At 56.8% G+C, this 25,456-nt stretch carries 25 protein-coding genes; 18 read left to right on the top strand and 7 right to left on the bottom strand.

Going from position 1 to position 25,456, the window contains the following annotated elements:
* The first annotated feature begins 208 nt into the window (after positions 1 to 208).
* The gene (amn, locus tag ABIB24_RS20710; RefSeq protein WP_025340748.1) at positions 209 to 1,672 is read left to right on the top strand and encodes an AMP nucleosidase; all 1,464 of its coding nucleotides are present in this window, start codon (positions 209 to 211) and stop codon (positions 1,670 to 1,672) included.
* Positions 1,673 to 1,678: 6 nt separating this feature from the next.
* Positions 1,679 to 2,317, top strand: coding sequence for a pseudouridine synthase (locus tag ABIB24_RS20705; protein WP_274078609.1), 639 nt, complete (start codon positions 1,679 to 1,681; stop codon positions 2,315 to 2,317).
* A gap of 136 nt (positions 2,318 to 2,453) precedes the next feature.
* Here ABIB24_RS20705 and ABIB24_RS20700 read toward each other — a convergent pair whose 3' ends face one another.
* A complete protein-coding gene (locus tag ABIB24_RS20700; protein ID WP_013974331.1) occupies positions 2,454 to 2,657 on the bottom strand; it encodes a DUF2788 domain-containing protein in 204 nt (67 codons plus the stop codon).
* 54 nt (positions 2,658 to 2,711) lie between these two features.
* Positions 2,712 to 3,188, bottom strand: coding sequence for an Lrp/AsnC family transcriptional regulator (locus tag ABIB24_RS20695; RefSeq protein WP_003249795.1), 477 nt, complete (start codon positions 3,186 to 3,188; stop codon positions 2,712 to 2,714).
* Between the two features lie 395 nt (positions 3,189 to 3,583).
* On the opposite strand from ABIB24_RS20695, the gene ABIB24_RS20690 reads away from it, so the two are divergent.
* Positions 3,584 to 4,369, top strand: coding sequence for a DUF6515 family protein (locus tag ABIB24_RS20690; RefSeq protein WP_085704355.1), 786 nt, complete (start codon positions 3,584 to 3,586; stop codon positions 4,367 to 4,369).
* A 165-nt stretch (positions 4,370 to 4,534) separates the two neighbouring features.
* Here ABIB24_RS20690 and ABIB24_RS20685 read toward each other — a convergent pair whose 3' ends face one another.
* Positions 4,535 to 5,407, bottom strand: a complete 873-nt coding sequence (locus tag ABIB24_RS20685; protein ID WP_085663585.1) for a cation diffusion facilitator family transporter — start codon at positions 5,405 to 5,407, stop codon at positions 4,535 to 4,537.
* A gap of 22 nt (positions 5,408 to 5,429) precedes the next feature.
* Complete coding sequence (gene pmcY, locus ABIB24_RS20680; RefSeq protein ID WP_025340744.1) at positions 5,430 to 5,849, bottom strand: periplasmic Zn2+ metallochaperone PmcY; 420 nt, start codon at positions 5,847 to 5,849, stop codon at positions 5,430 to 5,432.
* 117 nt (positions 5,850 to 5,966) lie between these two features.
* On the opposite strand from pmcY, the gene hrpB (ABIB24_RS20675) reads away from it, so the two are divergent.
* The 9 genes from hrpB (ABIB24_RS20675) to ABIB24_RS20635 all read left to right on the top strand — a co-directional run bounded on the left by hrpB (ABIB24_RS20675) (position 5,967) and on the right by ABIB24_RS20635 (position 20,034).
* A complete protein-coding gene (gene hrpB / locus ABIB24_RS20675) occupies positions 5,967 to 8,450 on the top strand; it encodes an ATP-dependent helicase HrpB (protein WP_354317118.1) in 2,484 nt (827 codons plus the stop codon).
* Positions 8,451 to 8,547: 97 nt separating this feature from the next.
* The gene (locus ABIB24_RS20670) at positions 8,548 to 10,038 is read left to right on the top strand and encodes a site-specific integrase (protein ID WP_121757845.1); all 1,491 of its coding nucleotides are present in this window, start codon (positions 8,548 to 8,550) and stop codon (positions 10,036 to 10,038) included.
* Positions 10,028 to 11,917, top strand: coding sequence for a hypothetical protein (locus tag ABIB24_RS20665; RefSeq protein WP_354317116.1), 1,890 nt, complete (start codon positions 10,028 to 10,030; stop codon positions 11,915 to 11,917). The genes ABIB24_RS20670 and ABIB24_RS20665 overlap by 11 nt, the downstream gene beginning before the upstream one ends.
* Positions 11,917 to 13,965: an integrase gene (locus ABIB24_RS20660; RefSeq protein ID WP_354317114.1), complete on the top strand. Its 2,049-nt coding sequence runs from the start codon at positions 11,917 to 11,919 to the stop codon at positions 13,963 to 13,965. The genes ABIB24_RS20665 and ABIB24_RS20660 overlap by 1 nt, the downstream gene beginning before the upstream one ends.
* Before the next feature lie 3 nt (positions 13,966 to 13,968).
* The gene (locus tag ABIB24_RS20655; protein WP_121757842.1) at positions 13,969 to 14,397 is read left to right on the top strand and encodes a hypothetical protein; all 429 of its coding nucleotides are present in this window, start codon (positions 13,969 to 13,971) and stop codon (positions 14,395 to 14,397) included.
* 84 nt (positions 14,398 to 14,481) lie between these two features.
* Positions 14,482 to 17,004 (top strand): ATP-dependent helicase HrpB, encoded by a 2,523-nt coding sequence (gene hrpB / locus ABIB24_RS20650; RefSeq protein ID WP_354317113.1) that lies wholly within the window; start codon positions 14,482 to 14,484, stop codon positions 17,002 to 17,004.
* A 457-nt stretch (positions 17,005 to 17,461) separates the two neighbouring features.
* Positions 17,462 to 18,106, top strand: a complete 645-nt coding sequence (locus tag ABIB24_RS20645) for a hypothetical protein (protein WP_233454236.1) — start codon at positions 17,462 to 17,464, stop codon at positions 18,104 to 18,106.
* Entirely contained in the window at positions 18,099 to 18,965 is an 867-nt protein-coding gene (locus tag ABIB24_RS20640; protein WP_354317112.1) for an ImmA/IrrE family metallo-endopeptidase, read from the top strand. Before ABIB24_RS20645 ends, ABIB24_RS20640 begins: the two co-directional genes overlap by 8 nt.
* Complete coding sequence (locus ABIB24_RS20635) at positions 18,958 to 20,034, top strand: beta family protein (RefSeq protein ID WP_354317110.1); 1,077 nt, start codon at positions 18,958 to 18,960, stop codon at positions 20,032 to 20,034. The genes ABIB24_RS20640 and ABIB24_RS20635 overlap by 8 nt, the downstream gene beginning before the upstream one ends.
* Here ABIB24_RS20635 and ABIB24_RS20630 read toward each other — a convergent pair.
* Positions 19,993 to 20,580 (bottom strand): sce7726 family protein, encoded by a 588-nt coding sequence (locus ABIB24_RS20630; protein WP_121757837.1) that lies wholly within the window; start codon positions 20,578 to 20,580, stop codon positions 19,993 to 19,995. The genes ABIB24_RS20635 and ABIB24_RS20630 overlap by 42 nt on opposite strands.
* A 192-nt stretch (positions 20,581 to 20,772) precedes the next feature.
* On the opposite strand from ABIB24_RS20630, the gene ABIB24_RS20625 reads away from it, so the two are divergent.
* Positions 20,773 to 20,985, top strand: a complete 213-nt coding sequence (locus ABIB24_RS20625) for a hypothetical protein (protein WP_121757836.1) — start codon at positions 20,773 to 20,775, stop codon at positions 20,983 to 20,985.
* 8 nt (positions 20,986 to 20,993) lie between these two features.
* On the opposite strand, the gene ABIB24_RS20620 is transcribed toward ABIB24_RS20625, so the two are convergent.
* Positions 20,994 to 21,920, bottom strand: a complete 927-nt coding sequence (locus ABIB24_RS20620; protein WP_354317107.1) for an abortive infection family protein — start codon at positions 21,918 to 21,920, stop codon at positions 20,994 to 20,996.
* Positions 21,921 to 22,010: 90 nt separating this feature from the next.
* Positions 22,011 to 22,466, bottom strand: a complete 456-nt coding sequence (locus tag ABIB24_RS20615; protein ID WP_121757834.1) for a helix-turn-helix transcriptional regulator — start codon at positions 22,464 to 22,466, stop codon at positions 22,011 to 22,013.
* A 164-nt stretch (positions 22,467 to 22,630) separates the two neighbouring features.
* Here ABIB24_RS20615 and ABIB24_RS20610 point away from each other — a divergent pair, with 164 nt between their 5' ends.
* The 5 genes from ABIB24_RS20610 to ABIB24_RS20590 all read left to right on the top strand — a co-directional run bounded on the left by ABIB24_RS20610 (position 22,631) and on the right by ABIB24_RS20590 (position 25,279).
* Complete coding sequence (locus tag ABIB24_RS20610) at positions 22,631 to 23,026, top strand: DUF6957 family protein (RefSeq protein ID WP_121757833.1); 396 nt, start codon at positions 22,631 to 22,633, stop codon at positions 23,024 to 23,026.
* A 42-nt stretch (positions 23,027 to 23,068) separates the two neighbouring features.
* Complete coding sequence (locus tag ABIB24_RS20605) at positions 23,069 to 23,536, top strand: hypothetical protein (RefSeq protein WP_121757832.1); 468 nt, start codon at positions 23,069 to 23,071, stop codon at positions 23,534 to 23,536.
* 2 nt (positions 23,537 to 23,538) lie between these two features.
* The gene (locus ABIB24_RS20600) at positions 23,539 to 23,922 is read left to right on the top strand and encodes a hypothetical protein (protein WP_121757831.1); all 384 of its coding nucleotides are present in this window, start codon (positions 23,539 to 23,541) and stop codon (positions 23,920 to 23,922) included.
* Between the two features lie 81 nt (positions 23,923 to 24,003).
* On the top strand, positions 24,004 to 24,582 hold the full coding sequence (locus ABIB24_RS20595) for a DUF1206 domain-containing protein (protein WP_121757830.1): 579 nt from the start codon (positions 24,004 to 24,006) through the stop codon (positions 24,580 to 24,582).
* Positions 24,583 to 24,913: 331 nt separating this feature from the next.
* The gene (locus ABIB24_RS20590; protein ID WP_080889163.1) at positions 24,914 to 25,279 is read left to right on the top strand and encodes a histone-like nucleoid-structuring protein, MvaT/MvaU family; all 366 of its coding nucleotides are present in this window, start codon (positions 24,914 to 24,916) and stop codon (positions 25,277 to 25,279) included.
* Positions 25,280 to 25,456: the final 177 nt, after the last annotated feature.

Genomic DNA, 25,456 nt, shown 5'->3' with positions numbered 1-25,456 from the left:
CTTGTGTCGCGATAGGGCTGCGAAGCAGCCCCAGGGGATCAGCGCAGATGCACAAATTGCCGGGGCTGCTTTGCAGCCCTATCGCGACACAAGGCCGCTCCTACAGGGACCAGCGCTGGCCTGCTGATTAACACCGATCAATGGGGATGTATTTAGCCAAGAAGGCAGGCAAGATGGTTCACATGCATGTCCAGACAGGAAGCACAGTGTGAGCCAAGCTTTTGTAGTCGTTGATACCCCCGAACAGGCCGTCGACCGTCTGGCGGCCCTGCATGACCAGGCCACCGGGGCCCTTAGCCAGGCCCTCAAGCGTTACCTGAAGGACCGTACCGAGCCGGGCGTCGAAGAGCGCGACCTGTTCCGCTACCCGGCGCTGCGCCTGACCTATTACAGCCACGGTGAAGTCGCCGCCACCACGCGGGCTTACGCCAAGGTTCAGGTGGCCGGTACCTACAGTGTCACCATCACCCAGCCGGCTGCTTTCCGTGGCTACCTGCTGGAGCAACTGCGCCCGCTGATGCACGACTACACCGTCACGGTAGAGGTCGGCGTCAGCGAACAGAACATCCCTTACCCCTACGTGGTCGACCAGGGCGACGAACTGGCCGGCAGCGGCATCACCGCCGCGCAGCTGGCGCGGGTGTTCCCCAGTACCGACCTGTCGGCTGCCACCGACAACATCGCCGACGGCCTGTATGACTGGGGCAGTGCCGAAACCCTGCCGCTGGCGCTGTTCGATGCCGCGCGTGTCGACTTCTCGCTGCGCCGCCTGGTGCACTACACCGGTAGCGACTGGCGCCATGTGCAGCCGTGGATCCTGCTGACCAACTATCACCGCTATGTCGACCAGTTCATCAGCCACGGCCTCGACCAGTTGCGTGACGACCCGCGCTTCGTGCGCATGGTGCTGCCGGGCAACGTGGTGATCGAAAAGGGCATGGACCACGGTGAAACCCAGGCCCTGGTGGCCAGCGTGGTCTGGCACCGCTACCAGATGCCGGCGTATCACCTGATCGCCGCTGATGGCGACGGCGTCACGCTGGTCAACATCGGCGTCGGCCCGTCCAATGCCAAGAACATCACCGACCACCTGGCCGTGCTGCGCCCGCACTGCTGGCTGATGATCGGCCACTGCGGCGGCCTGCGGCAGTCGCAGACCATCGGCGATTATGTGCTGGCACACGCCTACATGCGCCGTGACGGCATTCTCGACCGGGTGGTGCCGCCGAACATCCCGATTCCGGCCCTGGCCGAAGTGCAGCTGGCCTTGCAGGAAGCCGCCGCGCAGGTCACCGGCGAGCGTGGCGAACAGCTGAAGAAGCGCCTGCGCACCGGCACCGTGCTGACCTACGACGACCGCAACTGGGAGCTGCGCTGGGCCCAGGAGCGGCCGCTGATCAACCTGTCGCGTGCCGTGGCGGTGGACATGGAAAGCGGTACCATTGCCGCCCAGGGTTACCGCTTGCGCGTGCCGTACGGCACCTTGCTGTGTGTGTCCGACAAACCGCTGCACAGCGAGATCAAGCTGCCGGGTTCGGCCAACGCCTTCTATAACCGGGCGGTCAGCCAGCATCTGAAGATCGGCATTGCCGCCCTCGACCTGCTGCGCACCGAGCTCAACTCGCTGCACTCGCGTAAACTGCGCAGTTTCGATGAGCCGCCGTTCCGCTGAGGATCCATGTCACTGCCACCCCGTTCCAAGCCGCGCCGCCCCCAGGCGCGGCCTGCCACCGGCCCGCGTCGCCAGCCGAAGGCGCCACCGGCCGAGCCGCGCCTGATCCTGTTCAACAAACCGTTCGACGTGCTGACCCAGTTCAGCGACGGCGACGGGCGCGCGACGCTCAAGGACTACATCGACATCCCCGGCGTGTACCCGGCCGGGCGGCTGGACCGCGACAGTGAAGGCCTGTTGCTGCTGACCAACGATGGCGGCCTGCAGGCGCGCATTGCCGACCCCAAGCACAAGCTGGCCAAGACTTACTGGGTTCAGGTGGAGGGGGAGCCGAGCGAGGAGCAGTTGCAGCGCTTGCGCGATGGCGTGGAACTGAACGATGGGCCGACCTTGCCGGCCGAGGCGCGGCGCCTGGACGAGCCCGAGCTGTGGCCGCGCAACCCGCCGGTGCGTTTTCGCAAGAGCGTGCCGACCAGCTGGCTGGAGCTGGTTATTCGCGAAGGGCGTAACCGCCAGGTGCGGCGGATGACGGCGGCGGTGGGGTTGCCGACCTTGCGCCTGGTGCGGGTGCGGATTGGCGACTGGGCGCTGGATGGGTTGGAACAGGGCTGCTGGCGCGAAGTTCCGGCGAAGTTGCAGCGCTAGCGGGGGCCGCTTTGCGGCCCATCGCGACACAAGTCCGCTCCTACAGGTGCAGCGCAAACTCAGGCATTGTGCGATCCCTGTAGGAGCGGCCTTGTGTCGCGAAAGGAGCGCAAAGCGCTCCCGGCTTTCTTGAGGCTTACACCCCTTCGAGAAACCCCACCACCACGCTCTTGATGATAAAGGCCAGCACCCCCAGCCCCAGCACGAAGAACAGGATCAGCGTCCCGAACCGCCCGGCCTTGGACTTTTTCGCCAGGTCCCAGACGATGAAACCCATGAAACCGATCAACACGGTGACCAGGATGATCATCATCCACTCTTCGAATACGGCGGGATCCATCGGTTTTCTCCAGGCGGGTTGAGCGGCCGATTATACGCTTGCTGGCGCAGGCAATTAACGCAGGTGGGTCAAGGGCAGCTCGGTGCTGGCCAGCACCTGGTTCAGCACAAAGCTCGAACGCACGCTGGTGACGCCTTCAATGCGGGTCAGGCTGCCTAGCAGCAGTTTCTGGTAGTGGTCCATGTCGGGCACCACCACCTTCAGCTGGTAGTCGGCATCCATGCCGGTGACCAGGCTGCATTCGAGCACCTGTGGCAGGTTGCGGATGGCCGCCTCGAAGGTTTCGAAACGCTCCGGGGTGTGGCGGTCCATACCGATCAGCACATAGGCAGTCAGGCTCAGGCCCAGCTTCTTGCGGTCGAGCAGGGCCACCTGGCGCGAGATGTAGCCATCGTCCTCCAGTTGCTTGACCCGACGCGAGCATGGCGAAGGCGACAGGCCGATGCGTTCGGCCAGTTCCTGGTTGGAAATGCGCGCATCGCGCTGCAATTCGGCGAGGATGCTCAGGTCGTAGCGGTCAAGTTTGCTCATGGTTTATGCCTTTTCTGTTCGGATTGCGGTGAATTATCAATCCAGGGTGAAAAATTGCGCAAGTGCTATTTATCCGAGCAATCTTCGCAATCATCTGCCGCAACCTGTCCGGTATCTTTATCCACAGAATCACTGCCCGGACATCAGTCCACGGCGACGCGCCCTAGGCGGGCGGTCGCGGCCAGCCATCCAACAGGATCTGCAGGCCCCCGGGCTACACACCTTCCAGAAGACGGTGTGAGGTGAGCCGGCGCCACAAGTGCCGAGCACGGACGACAATTCCTGAAGGGAGGCCCAGCGGCCTCCCTTTTTTCATGTCCGGAAATTTAATTGGCCTGCGTGACAGGCGCGGTAGACTGGCTGTGGTTGCCGTATTTTCTACCGAGAGGAACAGCATGAAGTCGCGCATCTGGCAGTTGGCAGGTGTTGGTGTGTTGGGGTTGAGCATCAGCCTCGGGGCCATGGCCGAAGGGCCGGGCGAGGGGGCGCCGGGCCGCTCGCTCAATTCGCGTGACGAAGTGCAGCAGACCCAGCCGCCACGCCAGGGCTATTACCAGGACATTCCCCGCCGCCATGGCGATAACCGCCATTGGGAAGCCGGTGGCCCGGGGCAACGGCCTGGCGGTGACTGGCAGGGGCGCCCGGATGGTCATGGCAATGGCTGGGGGCCGGGGCCGCAGTATCGCCCGGGGCACACCATCGATCATTTCCCGGACCGCTACTGGAAAGTGCCCTACCGTGGCGATGACTACTTCTACTCCGGTGGTTACTGGTATCGCCCCCATGGTGGCCGTTATGTCGTGGTGACCCCGCCCCGTGGCGTGCGGGTCGATTACCTGCCGCCCTATGCGCGGGAAGTCTGGCTGGGCGGGGCGCTGTTCTTCCTGGTGGCAGATACCTATTACCAGTACCTGGCCGACAGCCGCGAGTACGTGGTGGTCAACCCGCCGGTTGCGGCGCCGGCACCTGTAGGCGGTGGGTATGACGTGGTGGCCTACCCGATGTATGGGCAAGGGCAGGAGCAGCAGGACCAGGACCGTTACCAGTGCCACCGTTGGGCGGTGAGCCAGTCAGGGTTCGACCCGGCGACGGCGACTTATGCACCGCCGGCCAATGTGGCGGACAACTACCGGCGGGCGCTGGGCGCTTGTTTCAGCGGCCGAGGCTACAGCATCAACTGAAGCGGGACACGTCCCGGCAATGGACCTGTGTGCCTCACGTATTGATTGAAGCCGGCGCAGAGCCCTGTGGGAGCGGGTTTACCCGCGAAGAATGCGACGCGGTGCATGGCACCGGCTGTGCCGGTGTTCGCGGGTAAACCCGCTCCCACAGTTACGCTCACTGATTCACACCGGATCCGCATGCACCATCACATCCGCCTGTGGATAACGCTGGCGGATCACCCTCGAGGCCTCCACGCACAAGGCATGCGCTTCATTTAGCGGCAATTGCCCCGGCATCTCCAGATGCAACTGCACGAACCACTGGTTGCCCGACACCCGCGTACGCAGGTCGTGCACGCCTTTGACCCCGGGAATGGCCAGCACCAGCGCTGCCATGTCCTCGCCAACATCGCCGGGCAGTTCCTGGTCCATCAGGATGGCCGTACTCTCCCGGGCGATCTGCAGCGCGCTCCAGAGGATATAGACAGCGATGCCCAGGCCGAACAGCGCATCCAGCTGCGGCCAGCCAAAGCGTGCCAGCAGCAGGGCCAGCAGGATGCTGCCGTTGAGCAGCAGGTCCGAGCGGTAGTGCAGGGAGTCGGCCCGTACCGCCGTGGAGCCGGTCAGGCGGATGACCTTGTGTTGCAGTGCCAGCAGGGCAAGGGTCAGCACCAGCGACAGCAGCATTACCCCGATACCGACGGCGGTATCGCCCAAGGGTTGCGGGGTGTGCAGGCGTTCAACCGCCTGCACACCGATCAGCACCGCACTGACCCCGATGAACAGCGCCTGCGCCATACCGGCCAGGGCCTCGGCCTTGCCATGGCCGAAACGATGATCGTTGTCGGCCGGGCGCAGGGCGTAGTGCACGGCGAGCAGGTTGAGGAACGAGGCAACGGCATCCAGTGCCGAGTCGGTCAGCCCGGCCAGCAGGCTGACCGAGCCGCTCAGCCACCAGGCCAACGCCTTGCTCAGGACCAGGATGCTGGCCACCGCCAGCGATGCGCGAGTGGCCAGGCGTAGCAGGCGCTGGTGTTCAGCCGGGGTGGTCATCATCCGTGGGTAGTGTCCTTGTGCTTCAGGCTGCAGGCACCAGACCCAGGCTGGCCAACTGCTCGATGCTGCCGCGATGCTGGATCAGCCGTGGGTCGTTCAGCGGCAGGCGCTGGCCCAGTTCGCTTTCCAGAATGGCCTGCAGCTTCAGGTTGTCGACCTTGCCATCGGGGCTCACGGCTTCGCGCAGTTTGACCGGGTCGACCTGGGCGGATCGCCCGCCTGAGTAATAGATGGCCCCCGTGGCGAAGTCGATACCGAAGGCGATCAGCCCCGGGATCACATAGAACAGGATGCCGATGGCATCCATTGCGGCAACCACTGGGTCGATCTTGCCGCCGATCTGGCCACGACGTTCCGGGTACAGAATGGTGCCGCAGGCCGTCAGTTGGGTCAGCAAGGTGACGATGAGGGCGCCACCGATGACGCGGGATGGGATGCGCATGTAAAAACTCCGAAAAGGTATTCAGCAGGGCAAGCGAAACGCCTGCACCTGAAGCTAAGACCATGATAGGGCAGCTTGGGTTCGCCGTTATACTCGCCAGACTGTTCGAGGACCACCATGATTTCATTACCGATCGATGCTGTCTTGCCCGCCCTGCGCCAGGCCCTGGAAAACCGTGACGAAGCGGTGCTTGAGGCGCCTCCTGGCGCCGGCAAGACCACCCGCGTACCGCTGGCGCTGCTCAACGAGCCGTGGCTGGCTGGGCAGAGCATTCTCATGCTCGAGCCCCGGCGCCTGGCAGCGCGGGCTGCGGCCGAGCGCCTGGCCAGCGAGCTGGGCGAAAAGGTCGGCGAAACCGTGGGCTATCGCATCCGCCTGGACAGCAAGGTCGGGCCGAACACCCGCATTGAGGTAATAACCGAAGGCATCCTCACCCGCCGCCTGCAGGCCGACCCGGCGCTGGAGGGTGTGGGGCTGGTGATCTTCGACGAATTTCACGAGCGCAGCCTTGATGCCGACCTGGCCCTGGCATTGAGCCTGAATGGCCGGGAGTTGCTGCGGGACGACCCGCCACTGAAGGTTTTGCTGATGTCCGCGACCCTGGAAGGCGAGCGCCTTTCGCGGCTGCTGGATGATGCTCCGGTGGTCAGCAGCGAAGGCCGCGTGCACCCCGTCGACATCCGTTGGGGGCGGCCTTTCCAGCCGGGTGAGTTCATCGAGCCACGGGTAGTGGACAGCGTGTTGCAGGCACTGGCCGACCAGGCCGGCAGTGTGCTGGTATTCCTGCCAGGTCAAGCCGAGATCCGCCGGGTGCACCAGAGCCTGCAGGAAGCGCTGGGCGAGCGCCCCGAGGTCCTGCTTTGCCCGTTGCATGGCGAGCTCGATCTCGACGCCCAGCGTGCGGCCATCGACCCGGCGCCCAAGGGCCTGCGCAAGGTAGTGCTGGCCACCAACATCGCCGAGACCAGCCTGACCATCGACGGTGTGCGCGTGGTGATCGACGCAGGCCTGGCCCGGGTACCGCGTTTCGACCCCGGCAGCGGCATGACTCGTCTGGACACCCAACGCATCTCTCGCGCCAGTGCCACTCAGCGCGCTGGCCGTGCCGGCCGCTTGGAGCCCGGCGTGTGCTATCGCCTGTGGTCCGAGGCCCAGCATGACCAGCTGGCCGCCCACGGCAGCGCCGAGATCATGCAGGCCGACCTGGCTGGCCTGGCCCTGCAACTGGCGCGCTGGGGTGTTACACCCGAGCAGTTGCGCTGGCTCGACCAGCCCCCCACGGCCGCCTTCGCCCAGGCCCAGGACCTGCTGGCGCGGCTCAACGCCTTCAAGCCCGGCAGCCGTGACAACCTCAGCGAACACGGCCAGGCCATGGCCGAGTTGCCGGCGCATCCGCGTATCGCGCATCTGCTGTTGCGCGGCCAGGACCTGGGCCTGGCACAGATGGCCTGTGATGTGGCTGCGCTGCTGGGCGAGCGGGATATCCAGCGCGGCGGTGGTGCCGATTTGCACAGCCGGCTGGCGCTGGTCAGTGGCGAAAGCAAAGCTGCTCGTGGCAGCCACGGCGGTGTGCAGCGTGCGCGCCAACTGGCTCGCCAGTACCGTGGCCTGCTGCGTGGCAAACCAGGCGCGCCGGTTGCGGCCCCCGATCACCCGCGCTGGCTGGGCGCGCTGCTGGCGCTGGCCTACCCCGACCGCGTCGCCCAGCAGCGCCGCGAGGGTGGTGCGGAATATCGGCTGGCCAACGGCCGGGCGGCGCTGTTTGCTGATGTCGATGCCCTGATGAAGTGCCCGTGGCTGGTGATCGCCGACCTGGGCAGCCGCCAGGGGCAGCGCGAAGAACGCATCTATCTGGCTGCCGAGTTCGAGCCGGCGCTGCTCGAGGGCGTGCTGGCCGAGCAGGTCGAGCGCGTCGATATCCTCGACTGGGACGAACGCGAGCAGGTGCTGCGTGCCGAGCGCCAGGTCAAGGTCGGCGAGCTGGTGCTCAGCCGCGAACCGCTGCCCGGCCTGGATGACGAAGCGCGGGCTCGCGCACTGCTTGGGCTGGTCCGGCGCAAAGGCTTGAACCTGCTGACCTGGACTCCCGAGCTGCGACAATGGCAGGCGCGCGTGGCCTTGCTGCGTCAACTGGACCTGGCCAAAGACGGCCACAGCGAATGGCCCGACCTGGCTGATGAGGCCTTGCTCGCCGGCCTGGAAGACTGGTTGCAGCCCTATCTGGGCAAGGTGTCGCGCCTCAGCCATTTCGCCGCACTGGATTTGCCGTCGATGCTGCGCAACCTGTTGCCATGGCCGCTGCCGCAGCGTCTGGAGGAGCAGGCCCCCGCGCACCTGGCGGTACCGTCCGGCTCGAACATCCGCCTGGACTACAGCGAAAACCCGCCGATCCTCGCGGTGCGCCTGCAAGAGCTGTTCGGCCTGGCCGATACCCCACGCATCGCGAATGGCCGCCAGCAGGTCAAGCTGCACCTGCTGTCACCGGCACGCCGCCCGGTACAGGTGACCCAGGACCTGGCCAACTTCTGGCGTACGACCTATGCCGAGGTGAAGAAAGATCTGAAGGGGCGATATCCGAAACTATCACGCAACGTTGCCTGATTGACGGTTTCTTGTAACGTTCGATGATTGACAAAATCCTTGAGCTGAAATCGCGAAACGTTTAGGATTGACGGCTTTTTCTGGTTGGGTCTCTGCCGTGGCTGCTTTCGTAAACCCTGAACATTCAACGCGTTTGATTGTTATCCCTCAGGTCAGTGAGGCTTTTGGAAGCCTTTATTTCGGATTAGAGCCGGACGGATCGACGCCTGTTGAAATAGTCGGCGTGGACGGAGTAATTCCCGGATTCCAAGTGAGAGAGTCTATTGGAGATGCAGTAACCCGTAGCATTTTTAATATGCCCTTTTTGTTTCATAAGAATGGTGAGCCTTGGAAAGAGGCTAATTCGTTTTTGATTCATTTAGTAAGGGATAAGCACGCTCACAACAGACCAACTGACGATGCTAAGCGCAAGGCTAGTCGGCTTTTAGATTACTTGATGTTTACTGAAGAGAATAACATCAATTGGCTCGACTTCTCTGGGAAGAGGATAACTTTGCGACCAACCTATCGGTATCATGCTCATCTTATGAAGATGGAAGGGCGTGGGGCTGCGGTTTGCAATCAATACACTGGGGTCGTGTACCAGTTTTATAAGTTTGTATCGCAGTATTGGCACTCTATCGACATTGATCGTGTTGATACTGTCAAGCAAATTAATATTTTCATTGAAAATGCTTATGGCTTCACGCGACAGGTAACCGTTGAGCAGAGAAGCCAAACACAGCGTTACAACAAGAGTAAAATAATTCCCAAGGGCTTTGTTGATGACGAAGGTGAATGCCTTCGCCCGTTAACTAATACTGAGTTAGTTAGCGTTATTGAGGCGGTCAACTCAGACAGCTGGAGCGCCCAAGAACGGCTGATAATCCTGTTTGCTCTTATGACAGGCGCTCGAAAGCAGACTGTTTTGACGCTGAGGGTAAAGCATGTAGAAGCACTGGTTCAGGGGGAGCTTGAGCCAGAGGGTACGTACATTCTGAAGGCGGGGCCAGGTACGGGAATTGATACCAAGAACAATAAGCCCCAGACGCTTCACGTGCCCAAGTCGCTCGCTGAGGATTTGGTCACGTTCGTGCGGAGCGCTTATTCGAAGAATCGGCGTCAACGCTTTCTTCAGGGGTATGAAACTTCGTATCCTGCCTTGCATATGATACCAGCAGGGGAGGAATACGTATTTCTGTCGGAGCAAGCTAACTGCTACTACATGGCTGGGTCTGATCCCAGATATAGTTTCGTTAACACCCGTCCCCAGGGGGCTGTAGCTGAGACCCTTAAGAAAAAGCTGATGAGATCTGTGCCTGCAGATTTCCCTAAGGATTTCACCTTTCACTGGCTTCGAGCTACTTTTGCTTATCAGCTGTATCAGCTCTTGATTCCAAGCTTGGAAAGCCGTCGCTTGCTGCCTGGTGATGAGATTTCAATTATTCAGGAGCGACTTCACCATGAGCGGCGGGAAACAACTGAAAACTACCTCAAGCTCTTTAAAATGATTCCTGAGAAGATGAGGGCTCAAGAAGATTACGAAGACTCACTTTTCAAGATGTCTTCTTATCGGGATCTGGTTGTGGTAGAGCGCCATGGCAACTGAGCTGATCGTTCGCGGAACTTATCCCTCTACCTTGTCGTCAATTGCCCAGGCAGACAATATTGTCCATCCTGAGCTTATTACGCTCGAGCTAGATCATAGGCGTTCTCCTTTAGATGTAGGGGTGCTTGCTTACTCTGTTCGCGAGAAATCCAAAAGCGGATATCTTGTAGATGTTAATTCGGTTATGCCTAGTCGGCGCAAGGCTCTTGTCGCTTTGTGGGATTTCTACTTCTTGCAAGGTTCCAGCCATAAGACAATCGAGACGGAATTTAAGTCGCTTGAGTCCGGGTTGGTCTGGTGCGAATCGAATGGCATTCCCGATGTGCTTTGCAGTCCTGAGTCTGCGCGGCGGGGTTACGTTGGATACTCTAACCATATTTTTGAGGCTATTCTCGGCCCGAATAAAATGTCTCCGCACACAGGCCAACTCTACCAGCGGGCTCTGAGGCGGGCCATTGAACTACAGTTTCCACTAGAGGCAGAATACATTCTTACGGCTGTGCCACCCGTAACGGCTAGCCAAGACGGTCTGGATGCTCCAGATGAGCGTGCTGTCCAGAAGTATGTCGACATTTGTCTCGTCATCGCATTTACCTTCTCGAGGTTCTTGATCGAGGGAGCGCCATACCCGCTGAAGTTTGTTACCACTCACTACCATACGCATATATTTCCTGGTAATGGAAAGTATATCACCCCGCTTACTGAGGGTGGTCACGAATTTTCGGCTTACGACTATAAAGAGGGTAGAGTAAAGCGTGTTGAGGAACTGAGTCTGGAACGTCCCGATTGGAGACTGAAGGATGTTAAAGAAGCTGTTGCAGACGCTATCCGGGCCGTAAATGAGGCCAATTCGGATGACTATCATCTCTTCAGGATGAGGCTGGCATCTGTTGCAATGAGAGCATTTGCATGCCTATTAAATGCGGTGATAGGTGCAAACTCAGGCGAAGTGGTACAGTTTCTATACGAAGATGCTGCAGAGTTGGTCAAATCGCCCTTTAAAAAAGATTTGACAGCTATCAAACTCAGGGCTAAAGGGTTGGAAGTTGGCTACTCCATCGGTCGTGGCCCTGGTATGGAGATCTTGCGTGAGTACCTGAAGTTTCGTGAGTGGGTATTAAAAGGGCGTGAGTCGGAATACCTTTTCTTTCAAGCAATTGATGTGGATATTGATTCTGACAGTCCAAAGCCCTTGGAAGCGATATTTTCATCTAAATTTTATAAGATTCTCAATGGAGTGTTTTTGCCTAGAGGTTCGGGCAACATACCACCAAGGTTAATGCGTAAGCATAAGAGTGTTACGCTCCATTATCTGCGCCATTCGCCTCTTCTGGTAAGTGCGGTAATGAACCACACGGAGCGAACGAACCTTGCATCCTACGTTGGCACCCCGCTTTCAAATCAAAAGGAAGAGCTTAAGAAATATTGGGCTGCGATCAGGAAAGCTGCTGAACGTATAAAGGAATCGCATAATGTTCCTGGCGTGTCTATCTCTGTCGGGCACTGCGAATCCCTTGATAATCCACAAAGCGATATTCCAGTGGTATCCATAGAGCCGGATTGTAAAACGCAATATGGTTGTTTGTTTTGCATTCATTATCTTGTTCACGCGGACGAGGCAGATATCCATAAGCTGTTAAGTTTTCTTTATGTTATCGAGGGGGTTAGATCTAATGCTCCTAACTTCGAGTTTTCAGAAAAGATATTCAAGGAAGTCGTTGTTCGCATTAATTTTATTTTAAATGCTATATCTGATCGCTCTATGGAATCTGCGAATTTGGTCGTCATGGTCAGGAAGAAAGTGTTTGACTTAGGCATTCTAACCGTTTTTTGGGAACGGCGACTTCAGCGTTATGAAAAAATGGGTATATATTTTTAATGGCTAGCATGCTCCATTTCAATGATGGCCAGTCAGAGTTTCTTGAGACTGCATCCGAAATACCGGTTGATTCGAAGTGGAGGCCTTCTCCCGACTTTGTCATCTGTCGGGACGCACAAGGTACGCTCAGTGTCATTTATGGGGGCGATATATGGGACTTAAACCCGCTTCGTCTTAAGGCAACTAAGATTGGTATTATTTCGTTCAATAGCATTTTTGATAAGCTTGACGCTGAGCGTGCTGGTCTTGTTGAAGAGGTAAGGTATCTCCTTTTTTGCCTGCTTTTTTATGTGCGTGCAGGTAAGCTTGGCAGGCTCAGTGCTGAAACTTTAGTTAAATATTTTTCTGTTTTGCGTATGGCTGCACGGTATTGCTATGCCCAGAAGGCCAATCCATTGATTGGCAGCATTAGTCTCCAACAATTATTTACTAATCCTGCGTACCTTGATGGGTATAGCGACTGGATTATTAAAAGTGATTTTGGCGAAACATTCCGGAAGGGCACGCGAGCCATGTTGGGTCATATCGTTGCCATCGGTGAACATCGTCTGGGCTACAAATTGCATGGTGTTTTTCATCTCAGATTCGGCGTCGACGATAAGAAGTCAAATCAGACCCCTGTGATTCCTGCGCGGATCTATCTCGGCCTAATAAACTCTTCAAATGATTGGCTCAACTTGCTTTACGATAATCGACACGCACTCGAGACGTTTCTGAGCTCTTTTGAAAATTCTCGCTATGGCCGTGGCCGTCAGATACAGGGATCTCTTAAATCTGGGATTTCTTCGTATGAGCCTGACTTCAAGCAAGCTGTAATTTCTCATGGCTTATCATCCGTATTTACAGATGATTTAAGCTGTCGCGGTCGTAATAATTTGTCCGGGGCGATAATAAAGATTCAGTGGATTCTTAAAACGATTATTCATCTTTATACTGGCATGCGAGACCAGGAGGTTATGCGGTTGCCTTATCACTGTATCAGCGATGAGGAGGTAAGCGCAGCCACAGTCGATGAGGAAGGTGTCATACGAGATAAATCGATGATTGTCCGAGTGATTTCAACTACTACCAAATTTACTGGGTATCATAAGGAAGTCGCCTGGCTCGCTACTGATGAGGTTGTGCGTGCGGTAGAAGTCGCTCAAAGCATCTGTCGCGGATTGTCGATATTGTTCCGAGTATCGTATGATGCTGTACCTCTGTTTCTGACACCTGCAATTATTAATCGCCCTAAAACCAAAGTGGGTGTTTCTGGGCTAGATACTAATCATAAGCCTGCTCGCCTTAAGCATTTTGACTTCATCAGGGATGCAGATTTCTTAGAGCTGCAAACTAGCGATCCGAAGCGTGACTTTTCTCTTGAGCCGGAGTTTCGGGTTGGCTCGCCTTGGTCTTTCAAAACTCATCAGTTCCGTCGCTCTCTAGCTTATTATGGACGCAATAGTGGGTTCATTTCTTTACCTACGCTTCGGAAGCAGTTCAAGCACCTGACCACTCAAATGAGTCGCTATTACGGCAATAACTTTGAAAGGCTTAAAACCATTTTTGGTTATTATGATCCAGAGGCCGATGATTTCATTCTTCCCAAAAACCATGTCCTGTTTGAGTACCAGGCTGGTGTTCCCATGAGCATCGCTTACGATCTTTTGGATCATGCGTTCGGCAGCGATAGCCCGATTTTTGGTGGGACAGGAACCTATATCTCAAACCAGCGCAAAAAATTGGATCAGGGCGACATCCATATTGTCGATGTCAGGAAGGAGACCGAAAAGCTGGCTGCGGAAGGCAAGATTTCCTATAAATCAACTATTTTGGGTGCCTGTACCTACTCAGGTAACTGTGAATTCTATCTCCTGGGCGATGCTGGCCCCTGCACGAATTGCGACGAGTCCATCATCGAAAAGGACAAGCTTGAGGCCGCTATTGCTGATGATGAGGCAGATCTTGCTTTGTATGAGCCGGGTACTGGTGAATATCAGGTGGTCAAAACTGAGCTCGACAGACTGAAAAAATTTCACCAAAAGTTTATCGCGGTAGTGGAGGTTTGACCGATGACAGTCAAAGGGATAGATAAATGTAGAGAGGCTTTTGAAAGGCTGAAGGCGGGTGAACCCCATGTGGCAGCACATGTGGGTCTGGATCCAACCAAAATTACGGCTGGAGTTGTCAGTGTCGAGGCTGGCTTTGACCGTGGATATCTGAAGAAAGACCGCCCGAGTCATCGCGCTTTACTCGCTGATATAGAAGCTTATCGCAAAAGCTACGGCACCGAGAGCTCCTCAAAAGCGTTGCAGGTCAAACGAGCGAATGACAAGGCGGCCAAAGCACTGTCCGATCTTGAAATCGCCCGTGGCCAGCTTTACCACGTGATGGCCCAGAACGTTCAACTGGTAGAGCGCGTGCGAGAATTACAATTCCAGTTGGATACCCGCAGCAACGTCACTCAGTTGAAACCTGGAGCTAAGAAACACCCTATCTGAGCAGGCTACCAAGCCCATTACGAGGATGGCTAAAAGGGCGTACAGGAACCTCTGTATACTGCACGCTTCGTTGTTGGAGTAGACATGAGTTCGTTACCAATCGATGCCGCTTTGCCAGACCTACGAGAGGCTCTAGCCAACCGCAACGAAGTGATCCTTGAAGCACCACCCGGTGCGGGCAAGACCACTCGGGTGCCCCTGGCGCTGCTGAACGAACCTTGGCTTGGTGACCAGAAGATCCTGATGCTCGAACCTCGCCGGCTGGCTGCTCGGGCGGCGGCTGAGCGTTTGGCGAGTGAGCTAGGTGAGAAGGTTGGTGAGACTGTCGGCTACCGCATTCGTCTTGAAAGCAAGGTAGGCCCGCGAACCCAGATCGAGGTGGTCACGGAAGGTATCCTGGCGCGCCGGCTCCAAGATGATCCCGCGCTCGACGGTGTGGGTGTGGTCATCTTCGACGAGTACCATCTTCGAAATCTTGACTCTGACCTTGCGCTGGCTCTGTGCCTTAGTGCTCGTGAACTGTTGCGTGATGAGCCCCCGCTGAAGCTGCTCCTGATGTCCGCAACACTGGAGGGTACTCGCCTTTCAAAGGTGCTGAATGATGCGCCTGTGGTCACCAGTGAAGGGCGGATGTATCCGGTCTCGACGGTTTGGGGTAGCCCCTATCAGCCGGGCGAGCGAATCGATGCGCGAGTCACAGACACCTGCCTGGCCGCCATCAATGAACAGTCGGGAAGCGTTCTGGTTTTCCTTCCTGGGCAGGCAGAAATTCGGCGGGTGGCGGAAGACCTCAAGGAGCAACTGAGCAGCCGTCCAGAGGTGATCGTATGCCCGCTGTACGGTGACCTCGACCTTAACGCCCAGCGTGCCGCGATAGACCCAGCACCCAAGGGCTCCCGGAAGATCGTACTGGCCACGAATATCGCTGAGACCAGCTTGACCATCGAAGGCGTCAGGGTGGTGTTGGACAGTGGTCTCGAGCGAGTGCCGAAGTTCGATCCTCGCAGTGGCATGACCCGACTTGACACGCAGCGTATCTCGAAGGCCAGTGCTACGCAGCGAGCGGGGCGGGCAGGGCGCTTGGAGCCAGGCGTCTGCTATCGCCTATGGTCGGAATCACAGCACGAGCAAATGGCCGGCTACAGCACCCCAGAGATCCTGCAGGCGGATCTCGCAGCCCTGGCACTCCAGCTGGCCCGGTGGGGAATGGAGCCAGAAGAGATGACCTGGCTCGACAAACCTCCATCAGCTCCTTTCGGCCAAGCCAGAGACCTGTTGAAGCGCCTGGGCGCACTCGACGATGCAGGACAGCTCACACCGCACGGATCAGGCATGAGCGAGCACCCAGCGCATCCACGGATCGCTCACATGCTCATCAAAGGCAATGCGATGGGCCTAGATGACCTGGCGTGCAACATCGCGGCGCTGCTCGGAGAGAAAGACATCCTACGTGGAGCCGGTGCTGACCTTCACACCAGGCTGAGTGCCTTGTCAGGCGAGCAACATTCACGTCGTAGTGGCGGCTCCCTTCAGCGGGTGAAGCAGTCGGCTCGGCAGTACCGATCCCTACTGCGTGGGAAGGCCTCCAGCCCTGTCAGCGAGCCCGATCACCCAAGATGGGTAGGTTGTCTCCTGGCGTTCGCATACCCTGATCGAATCGGCCTGCAGAGGCGTGCAAGTGCATCCGAATACCGTCTCTCCAACGGTCGTGCTGCGGTGTTCTCAGAGCCCGATGCACTTACCAAACACGAGTGGCTGGTGGTGGCCGATATGGGTAGCCGGCAAGGGCAGCGCGAAGAGCGGATCTACCTGGCGAGTGACCTCGATCCGGCCTTGTTCGATGACGAGTTGACCGACCTGGTGAGGTCGGTGGATGAGGTCGACTGGGACGAAAGGGAAGGGGGGCTGAAGGCTGAGCGGCAGTTGAAGGTTGGGCAGCTCATCTTGTCGACGAAAGCTCTGCCGAGTCTTGATGAGCAAGCCCGTTCGCTGGCCCTGGTCAACCTGGTGAGGCGCAAGGGCATCGAACTCCTGCCGTGGAATCCGGAGCTTCGGCAGTGGCAGGCGAGGGTCGATCTGCTGCGTCAGCTGGATATCCAGAGTGGCCAGGCAGAAAGTAAGTGGCCAGATCTCAGCGATGGCAACCTGCTCGACACGCTGGAAGAGTGGCTCACGCCGTACCTGGGTAAAGTCACGAGGCTCAGTCACTTCAGCCAGTTGGATCTGTCGTCGATAGTCAGAAATTTCCTGCCGTGGCCGCTTCCACAGGAGCTGGAGACCCAGGCGCCTCAGGCGATCCAGGTGCCGTCTGGTTCGAACATCCGCATCGATTACTCGCAGCATCCGCCGATCCTCGCGGTGAGACTTCAGGAACTGTTTGGTCTGGCAGAAACCCCTCGCATTGCTCAGGGCAGGCAGCCGCTGATTCTGCATCTCCTGTCGCCGGCTCGTAGGCCTGTGCAGGTCACCCAGGATCTCGCCAACTTCTGGCGCAGCACCTATGTCGAGGTGAAGAAGGATTTGAAGGGTAGATACCCCAAGCATCATTGGCCTGAAGATCCATTGGTTGCTGAAGCGACGGCCAGGGCGAAGCCTAGAAAGCCTTGAGGTTTGGGCGTGCCCTGCGGGAGCGGCTGTCGTGAATCGAGCCACTGCGTGTCTCGACCCTTACGGGCTTCCATCCTCACGCCTGGCGCGCTCCGCTTGCTCTTCCGCATGCTGCTTAGACCCGGCTACTGGCCGTTATGAGCTAGCTATTCACGTAGCTCCATGACCGGGGCAGGCGGGTTACTGGCGGTTTCGCGAAGCAGGATCTGCATCATCACCTACCTGCCCGGATGCGTGTTTTTCGACATAGCCGGCTCTGCCGAATGGGCGATGTCTTGCAGGCTCAATTGCCCTCGAATCTAGCGTCTAGAATGGGTGCCAATGGGATTTTGGCGCCATAAGCCGAGCGTTGAGGCCAGCGGCCATTGGTGGCATCATCTAGCCATCAGTACGGAGAGGGATTTCCACATGACATTCGGACGAGCCGAGTGCTGCGCCTTGAGCGATGGGCGCGTTGATGAGTGAGCCAACGCTGAAGTGCCGTCACACCGGGCAGGACGTGCCGTACCAGATCCAGCAGGGTCTGGCACCCATGTACGTGTTCCAGTTGAACGAGCAGTGGGACGCCGAGAAGCGCCAGATCCTGAGGCAGCTGATGGCGGATGTCCCTGCAGCCGCTGACGACCCCAACGTGTTTTTCGATCAATTGCCGGCGTATGGCCTAACGGATTTCCATTGGAGCTGGCTCGATAAGGCCTTCGCCTTCCGTAGCGATGACTACCACTGGTTCTTCCTGAGTGCTCAGGGGCGGATCCAGGCGACCTGCGTCATCTACCATCCCAAGGAGAGCCGCCTGGATGGGGAGCGCATTTTCTACATCGACTACGTCGCGTCCGCCTACTGGAACCGGGATCGACCGAACTACGTGAAGCAGTTCGGCAGCGTCAGCCGGATCCTGATCGCTCATGCCTCCCACTTCGCCATCAACCAGCTGGGCTACCGTCCAGGCTTCTGCTTGCACTCGCTGCCGACTGCAGAGGGATACTACCGCTACCTCGGCATGATTGAGTACGACGCTGATGCCGACAAAGAGAACCTGCGCTACTTCGAAGCGCCTCCTGATATAGCTGGGAAGCTGGCAGGGGAGGCTCAGCATGTCTGACTCTCCAGAAGGGCTTCCGGGCGACTTCGAGGTTTATCCGTCCTCGCGGGATGCTGCGGTTGAGTTCACGGCGGCGCTGTCCAGCTTGAAGAAAGCGCTGAAGCCGGCGGATGCCAAGACGCATGCGCGGCCTGGTGAGGCGTATGACGACTTCATCATTCGGCTTGCCCTCAACGCGACCAACAACAAGGCGGTGCTCTACCGCAAGAATGACTCGGCGGAAGAGACCAAGATCCAGGCCTGGTTGTCGCTGATCAACGAGAAGTCCAAGTTCGCTGTGCTGAGCCGGAGGATGCCTGATTTCCAGGGGCTGAGCGCTCAACACCTCCGGCAGATCGCGCTCCTGAGCCTCAAGCCTGAAAACATCACCACCCTGGTGGATGTTCTGGCTGAGTCCTATGGCGTGCTTCTGGTGGTGGAGCAGGGCTTCAAGTCGATGAAAATGGATGGGTGTACCTTCAAGTTGTCGCAGGGTACGCCAGTAGTTGGAATAGCGCTTCGATACAACCGCTACGATAACTTCTGGTTCACGCTCATGCATGAGCTTGCCCATATCCACATGCATTACGACTTTCTCGATAATCCGATCCTGGACGACCTCGAAGAAGACAACGACTCTGATCGCGAAGTCGAGGCAAACATCATTGCCAAAGATAGCCTGGTCTCTCGCCAATACTGGCGGACGGCTTGGAATGTCAGGGCCAACAAGAAACAACTGATGGATATTTGTGCCAAGGCTGAAGTGCATCCGTCCATCATGGCGGGGATGATTCGTCACCAAGCCAAGAACTACAAGCTTTACCCTGAATTGCATCACTCTATGGACGTTAAAAGCGCTTTCGGGTTTGCCAATGATTAAATATGTTCCTTTTCTGAAGCTTAAGCAGAATGAGATCCAAAGTGTAGGGGTGTTGGACGGAGGCATTCGCGATCAAATCGCTCCGATGTACGATATTCCCCGAACGCAGAAAGTGATGGATGAAGCTGAGGTCATTGACCGCTTGAGGATTGCAGACAAAGAATTGGGCAATGCTCGTGGGAAGGCCATAGATTACAAGTTTTTCGTCGACAACTTCGACGTCGATGACAGTGTTGATCTGGGTGGTGTCCCGCAGTACCGGGCCGTGCTGACAATTCTGTCGAATTATCGAGTTATGCCTGTTCTGGCCTTTGATCGGCACCCAGACCATAACGTTGCGGCGCTTGATTTCGTGAAGTCGCGACCTGGCACTGATGTCGGCATCCGCCTCCAGATGATCGACATCGAGAGCTACAACCTCACGAAGAGCAATCTTCAGGCGCTTTGGGCGGACTTGGCGGTCGCCAAACCTGACAATGTCATCCTTCTGATCGACCTGCGTATCATCGAAGACCCAGCCGACTCCAAGAAGAAAGTGGAAAGGTTTGTAGCCAGCTTCCAGGGTGACTTCCCAGATGCCAAGGTGGTTGTCTCGGGGTCAGTAGTGCCTGCATCTATCGCAGGGCTAGTCGCGACAAACTCCAAAGCCCATATCCCTCGGGAGGAGTACAGGCTGTGGCGTGATATGAACGCTACTCCTGCCTTCAAGGGGGTCTTGTTTGGGGACTACGGAGTGGTCAGCCCGGAGTATTCGGACTTTGAGATGGAGCCCGAGTACATTAGTAGTCGAGCGGCGCCGAAGGTTTTCTACACCTATGGCGATAGCTTCTTCATTGCGCGTGGGCGACGATTCAAAACGCACAAGTTTACACAATATTTCGATATTTCTGATGTGCTTGTGGATGAGCCATTCTTTAGACTAAGTACGCCACATTATTCATTCGGCGAGCAGTACATTCATGACCGGAGCTACAAGGCTCCGGTAAGATCGAAAAAGACAGGTCATCCAGGAACCTGGATTAAAAGCTCAACCGCCGCTCACATCACTTTCGTGGTTAACAACATTTGAGCGCCTTTCGATGAGGGCGCCTTGGATTCCTGCCAAGGCGTCGTCACGGCTCAACTGATAGCTGATTTGCTCAGCAATATCGTCACGGTTGAAAGACTTTTTGAAGATTACTTCAGGATGTGCGATCGCAATGGCCGTCAACTCTGCTTTCCAGAGCATGAGAAGGGCATCTTTCTTGGAGAACATTGGATTGGTGCCGGCCTTGCGGACATAACGCAACATTGTCCGATCTTTACCAGGTGTGGCGAGCATGATGCCCCAATAGGCAGGGATCTTTTCCATTGCCCAGCGGACATGGTTCTCGGTGGTCACCAAGGTCAGTTTCGGGAAAGATCTGGAGTAGAACTCCGACTGCGACAGAATCCTTCGAACGTTATCTGTTTCGCCTTTGATTTCGTAGCAATGCATCTCTCGGTAGCAGGCAACTACGTCGGCAATGGCGTTACCATTATCGATGGTGAGCTCTTCGAGCACGCGAGCAGGTTTAGGCGACCGCTTCATTAAGTGGTCAACTAAAGCGGTTCGGATTTCTTTATCTCTGAGCACTCAGAGCTCCAGGCGGGCACAAACGCAGCATTTTAGCCTATGACGCTCCCCCTTGTGGAGTGCGCTCGCCTCTTCCTGAACATGTCCCGACCGACAGCGCCATGGTGCCAGGGAATGTCGATTCGGGCTTGGGCGTTCGGGTGGTAGGCTAGCGTTGCATCTTCGCGACCACCTGCATCACCGGAGCAGCACATGATCATCCTCGACCGCCTTTGCGCCTGGCTGTTCCCCGACCGCCGCCCTGAGTGGGAAAAGCAACGTGAGCGTGAGTTCATCGAAGCGGTGAACAACCTCAAGACGCTCAGGGTGACGCCGGAGGGTGGAATGGCCATCGATCCTGAGGAAATTCGTGAGCAGGTGCTGGAATCGCGGGAGCGGCTGAAGCACTTCGTCCGCAAGTCATGACCAAAAGCTCAGTCGGGGTCGGCCAGGTCAGGCACGCCTGTTGTGTTTTCCTCTGACTCCAGAGCGAGCTCCACCTGCTTGCGCACGAAGACGGAGACGGCGCCACTCAGGTGACTCATGAGTTGGGCCAGATCCTCGGAGGGTGCCACGTAGCCTTCGACTTTCCCGTGAACACCCGCAACCTTATTTCGTGTGGTGCCGATAGAGCTGCACATTTTGACGGCGCCTGCGAGTAATTGTCCTGAATAAGATTTGATGAGGTCTTTTTCATAAAATATTGTATTCAAAGCGCCAATTGAATCGGCCATCGAAAAGTCTTCGTGTCCCGTGTACCCAAGTTTTGTAAGGCACCTTTTGAATGTGGACTCGAGCAGTACGGCACCATGTCCAATTGAATTTTCTGGCTTTGTTCTGACCGTGTTATGGCACTGCGTCCATAGATCCAATAACGCGAGGTCATCAGTCAGCTCGGACTGGATGTCTTCGTCAGTTCTGGCTTTTTGTTCGCTTAGATACCTTGAGAGTTCGTCTGCGACTCTCTGAGTATCCTCAAGGTCACTCTGCATGTAGAACGCCAGATTGGCCGCTATGGAGTGAAGAATCTCCGGTGCACTTATGCGCTTGAGCCAATCCGTGGATAAATCTCCAAGAAAGTGCTTTTCGGGGTTTCTGTCGTGAACCTCTGGCACTTGATGCGCGTATAAAACTAAGCGCTTGCGGTTGAAGTGCAGCCTGCCTTCGATGTGCCCTACCGGCTCGTCTTCCTGATCAAAGAATTCTTCTAGGATAATTCTGTCACTTTGAGCAGCAAAGCCAAGCTCACCGGCCTGCTCGATCAGGATCTTCTCAAAAGCTTTCAGGCCGTCCCAAACGCGAGTTCGTTCGATGCGTAGCCGTTCGCTGGCCAGAGCCAGATCTTTCAACGCTTTATTCATGCTTTTTCCCTGACCAAAACCGCGCAGCCCTAAAGCGGGGCGTCCTGCCTGAATATTAGGAGGGTTCGGCTGTAAAGTACCACCTGAGGATCAGTTATCAGCATGCCACATGCGCCCAACCGTGCTACTCGGCAGCCCCAGCTTCTTGCAGACCTCGGCCTGACTGAGGCCGGCTTCCTTCAACTGTCGTATCGCCCTGAGCTTCTCTGCCGCAGCTGCCTGGCGTGGGGGAGGGAGCTTCTGCGGTTCGGCGGGCAGCTTCTCATCCAGGAGACCCTGGATCTGCAATTCGGCGAGGGTCTCGATCAAGGCCGTGCGTGGCGTTTTACCTTCATTCGCTGCGGCGAGCAGCGTAAAGAACGACAGCGGCGTAACGCCCAGGGCTTCTGCCAGATCGGAGGTGAGGTCGACCGTGGCCGAGGTCGTCGATGCCTCCAGGCGGCTGATGTGAGCCTGATCAGCCTGTTTTTGAAGGTCGGACTGCGATAGCCCCCTCCGAATTCTAAGCCACTGCAACGTTGCTGCGTATGCCTTCCGCAAGGACATCCAGGCAGCCCTCCCCTAAAAGGAGACGGTATGCCGGGTTTGATCGTTCCCATTCAAATGTATATAGTCATGGTAGTGGGAATTAGGCCTCTGGCCCAGGGTGCAGAGCGCCCGTGCGTGGGCGTCTGTGGATATTTTTGGGCAGCCGTGAGGAGCCTCAATTCATGGGTAATTCTCCGGAGCGTGAAGAGCTCCCGGAAGGTGAGGACTCGTCTGCCGGCACGTTGTTGCCGAGGGCAGAGATCGAGGCGATGGTCGCTGAGCGGTTTCCCAGGAAGGCCTACTGCCTGGTTGAGGACTGGATCCTCTTCCACGTGGACGAGCCACCTGAGTCGTTGGCCAGGGTGCGATCTTTAGGCCTTGAGCCGATCTTCATGTACGCCCACTGCGTCATCTATGACGAGCAGGGTAGATTTCCGCCAGGAGGGTGGGTGCGCTCGACGTTGTGCAAGACGTTCGATGGCGTATGCATGTTTGAAACGCGCAACACGGTCTACGTGCTCATGGGGCAAGGACGCGAGATCACTGCGACGCTGAAGGCAATTTTCGCTCTATGTTAATCGCAGGTTCCGCCTGGCGGGCTTGCCCTGATGAGATTCACGATGTTCCGCATTAGCACGCAAGACCAAGCTGGCCCAGTAGGCATGTTTGGAGATGGTCTGGCTCACTTTCATGCCGTCTCCCGGTCTCTGGCCACTCACTGGTATCACGTCAGCCTCAAGCGCCGGCATGAGGATCGGTTCGTTGCCTACGAGGAGATGCTCAACGATGAGATGCGCCTCGTCGAGCTGCTAGTAGCGCAGGACGAGAGCCTGGTTGTGCAGGAAGTCCAAGCTGTCACCCCATCCTGGATGAATAAGCATGGCAGCTGGAAGATGGAGAAGCTCACGTCGCTTTCGATGGGACACAACCAAGCTGGTGTGGCCGTCTGTGTTCTGGAAGTAGAGGGTGGTGCTGTGTACATCGATACGCATGAGCAGGGTCTCGGTGTCGACTCGCTGAACGGGGTCAAAGAGCTGTATCGACGGGGTATGGCTCAGGCCCATGCTTCAGAGCCTCGGAGGGCTTAGGGATGTCAGAGGTCAACACGTTGAAGGTGGACTACCACGTGAAGCGCTACAGCGATTTCGATCTGCTGCGGATCGCTAGGGCTGTGGGCCAGGGGTATGAGGGCGAGATCACCGCGTTTCTGGTGAATGTCCACATTCATCGGCTGAGCGCCGTTGGCGTGGTCTTTGGGCATGTGCGGCAAGGGCCTCATGGTCGTTTTGCCGATGGGCACCTGATCCAGACATCCGACATAGTGAATATCAGGAAGGAAGGCAGGTTCTGGGTGATCACGACCATGAACTCCAAGTACGTCGTGGCTACGTTTCGCCGTGATGGTGGGCGCCGCAGCCTGAGGGATTTTTGTCGCCTGGTTGGAGACCGTTTCCCCAATACACAGCTGCACTGATTTAGATCGAGCCTGAGCACGTTGACTTGTGCTCAAGGCTTTCCCCTGCCTGTCATTCAGAAATTGAGCAAGGAGCTGCAAGTGTTTATAAAGTTTGAATATCTGAAGTTTTCAGGGTGTCTGCAAGACATACGAGTTTTTGAGAGCTTCTCAGATAATGTTCAGGTCATCATGAAAATCGATGACGTACTCATTCCAAATTTTCGGATGCCGACTCGAATTTATGAGGAGCTGGAGAATGGTGGTCGGTATGAGTTTTATGGCCTCGTTCAGAAGTCTCGGGATAAGCAGAAAAATAAAGGCTTTGTAATGGCTGTAAAGGCCGAAGATGGAAAGGTTCTAGAGCAGTCTAGCTTGAAGTACACAAGCCAGCTAGGGATTTGGGCGAACGGTGCGGTAATTGCTGGTGTTGTGTTCCTGTTGTCGTGGATTGCGTTGTTTTTTGCAATCGGTGCGTTTGATAAAAGTGGTGGGTCGTACAATGGCTTTGCCCAATTTGTATCCGATCTAACCCATTATTCTCTTACGATTGCTGGTTTGGTTTTCTTTGGTTTCGTTGGCGTAGGTATCAACTTGTTCCGTAAGGCAACTTCGCTTGAGACCTGGCAGTCGATTGCTCCGGATAAGTTAGTACAGCGATTCAGTAAAATGCATCGTTGATACTTGGGCGTGCCCCTCTGGGGCCGGCTGTCGTAAACCAAGCCCCGCTGCAGCGGGGTCTTGGCCCTGCGGGCTTCCATCCTCACGCCTGCGCGCTCCGCTTGCCCGTTTGGAGGCAAACAGTGATTCTTAGGAATGTAACGTGGTTTTTGGAATGTAACATCGACGGTGTTACATTCCAGGAAGTGCGTTACAGCCCCCGGTTCTAAAGGGCGGGCCGCTCTACGGTGCCGTCGAGTTGCTGTGCCTGGATGACCTGAGATTGCGAAGACTTTTGCCAGCTGATTCTGTAATCTTGCAGGATCATTAGCCTCCTACGGAACACGCCTACATGTCTCGTCTTGCCGAATTTCGTCGTCTTGAACTCCAGCTTGCTCAGCAGCTCGCAGAATTGGAAGCCATGAAAAATGACGGTGCTATCCAGGCTGAAATGGAGTTTGAAAACAAACTCCGTGCCCTGCTTGGTGAGTACGGTTTCAGCCTTCGCGAGGTGATCAGCATTCTTGACCCTCAAGCTCGCGGTCGTGCTGCTGCTCCAGTTTCTCAGGAGAAAGCGACTCGTAAGCCACGTGAAGTGAAGACCTACAAGAATCCGCATAACGGCGAAGTGATCCAGACCAAGGGCGGGAATCACGCAATTCTGAAGGCATGGAAAGCCGAACACGGCGCTGAAACCGTCGAGTCCTGGCGTCAGTAATGCTGGAGGAGGCATGGCGTCCATCCGACCTGCCATTGCCGCTAATTCCATCCAGCGTTAACCTGTAGCGGTATGTGTCCGGCACTAATCCCTGTGAAGGAAAAGAACTCGTCATCAGCAACCTAAACCCCGCTGAGGCGAGCCGGAGACCCCGAGCGTCACCCCTAAAACCGCCAG

This window comes from Pseudomonas sp. UYEF17, from assembly GCF_040546125.1.
GTDB lineage: Bacteria > Pseudomonadota > Gammaproteobacteria > Pseudomonadales > Pseudomonadaceae > Aquipseudomonas > Aquipseudomonas putida_Z.
This window is presented reverse-complemented; position numbering and strand designations above follow the sequence as displayed.

Excerpts from the sequence above, each read along its gene's own strand:
- ABIB24_RS20705 (WP_274078609.1), top strand. The coding sequence starts at position 1,679 with ATGTCACTGCCACCCCGTTCCAAGCCGCGCCGCCCCCAGGCGCGGCCT.
- ABIB24_RS20700 (WP_013974331.1), bottom strand. The coding sequence starts at position 2,657 with ATGGATCCCGCCGTATTCGAAGAGTGGATGATGATCATCCTGGTCACC.
- ABIB24_RS20695 (WP_003249795.1), bottom strand. The coding sequence starts at position 3,188 with ATGAGCAAACTTGACCGCTACGACCTGAGCATCCTCGCCGAATTGCAG.
- ABIB24_RS20690 (WP_085704355.1), top strand. The coding sequence starts at position 3,584 with ATGAAGTCGCGCATCTGGCAGTTGGCAGGTGTTGGTGTGTTGGGGTTG.
- ABIB24_RS20685 (WP_085663585.1), bottom strand. The coding sequence starts at position 5,407 with ATGATGACCACCCCGGCTGAACACCAGCGCCTGCTACGCCTGGCCACT.
- pmcY (WP_025340744.1), bottom strand. The coding sequence starts at position 5,849 with ATGCGCATCCCATCCCGCGTCATCGGTGGCGCCCTCATCGTCACCTTG.
- hrpB (WP_354317118.1), top strand. The coding sequence starts at position 5,967 with ATGATTTCATTACCGATCGATGCTGTCTTGCCCGCCCTGCGCCAGGCC.
- ABIB24_RS20665 (WP_354317116.1), top strand. The coding sequence starts at position 10,028 with ATGGCAACTGAGCTGATCGTTCGCGGAACTTATCCCTCTACCTTGTCG.
- ABIB24_RS20660 (WP_354317114.1), top strand. The coding sequence starts at position 11,917 with ATGGCTAGCATGCTCCATTTCAATGATGGCCAGTCAGAGTTTCTTGAG.
- ABIB24_RS20655 (WP_121757842.1), top strand. The coding sequence starts at position 13,969 with ATGACAGTCAAAGGGATAGATAAATGTAGAGAGGCTTTTGAAAGGCTG.
- hrpB (WP_354317113.1), top strand. The coding sequence starts at position 14,482 with ATGAGTTCGTTACCAATCGATGCCGCTTTGCCAGACCTACGAGAGGCT.
- ABIB24_RS20645 (WP_233454236.1), top strand. The coding sequence starts at position 17,462 with ATGAGTGAGCCAACGCTGAAGTGCCGTCACACCGGGCAGGACGTGCCG.
- ABIB24_RS20640 (WP_354317112.1), top strand. The coding sequence starts at position 18,099 with ATGTCTGACTCTCCAGAAGGGCTTCCGGGCGACTTCGAGGTTTATCCG.
- ABIB24_RS20635 (WP_354317110.1), top strand. The coding sequence starts at position 18,958 with ATGATTAAATATGTTCCTTTTCTGAAGCTTAAGCAGAATGAGATCCAA.
- ABIB24_RS20625 (WP_121757836.1), top strand. The coding sequence starts at position 20,773 with ATGATCATCCTCGACCGCCTTTGCGCCTGGCTGTTCCCCGACCGCCGC.
- ABIB24_RS20620 (WP_354317107.1), bottom strand. The coding sequence starts at position 21,920 with ATGAATAAAGCGTTGAAAGATCTGGCTCTGGCCAGCGAACGGCTACGC.
- ABIB24_RS20615 (WP_121757834.1), bottom strand. The coding sequence starts at position 22,466 with ATGTCCTTGCGGAAGGCATACGCAGCAACGTTGCAGTGGCTTAGAATT.
- ABIB24_RS20610 (WP_121757833.1), top strand. The coding sequence starts at position 22,631 with ATGGGTAATTCTCCGGAGCGTGAAGAGCTCCCGGAAGGTGAGGACTCG.
- ABIB24_RS20605 (WP_121757832.1), top strand. The coding sequence starts at position 23,069 with ATGTTCCGCATTAGCACGCAAGACCAAGCTGGCCCAGTAGGCATGTTT.
- ABIB24_RS20600 (WP_121757831.1), top strand. The coding sequence starts at position 23,539 with ATGTCAGAGGTCAACACGTTGAAGGTGGACTACCACGTGAAGCGCTAC.
- ABIB24_RS20590 (WP_080889163.1), top strand. The coding sequence starts at position 24,914 with ATGTCTCGTCTTGCCGAATTTCGTCGTCTTGAACTCCAGCTTGCTCAG.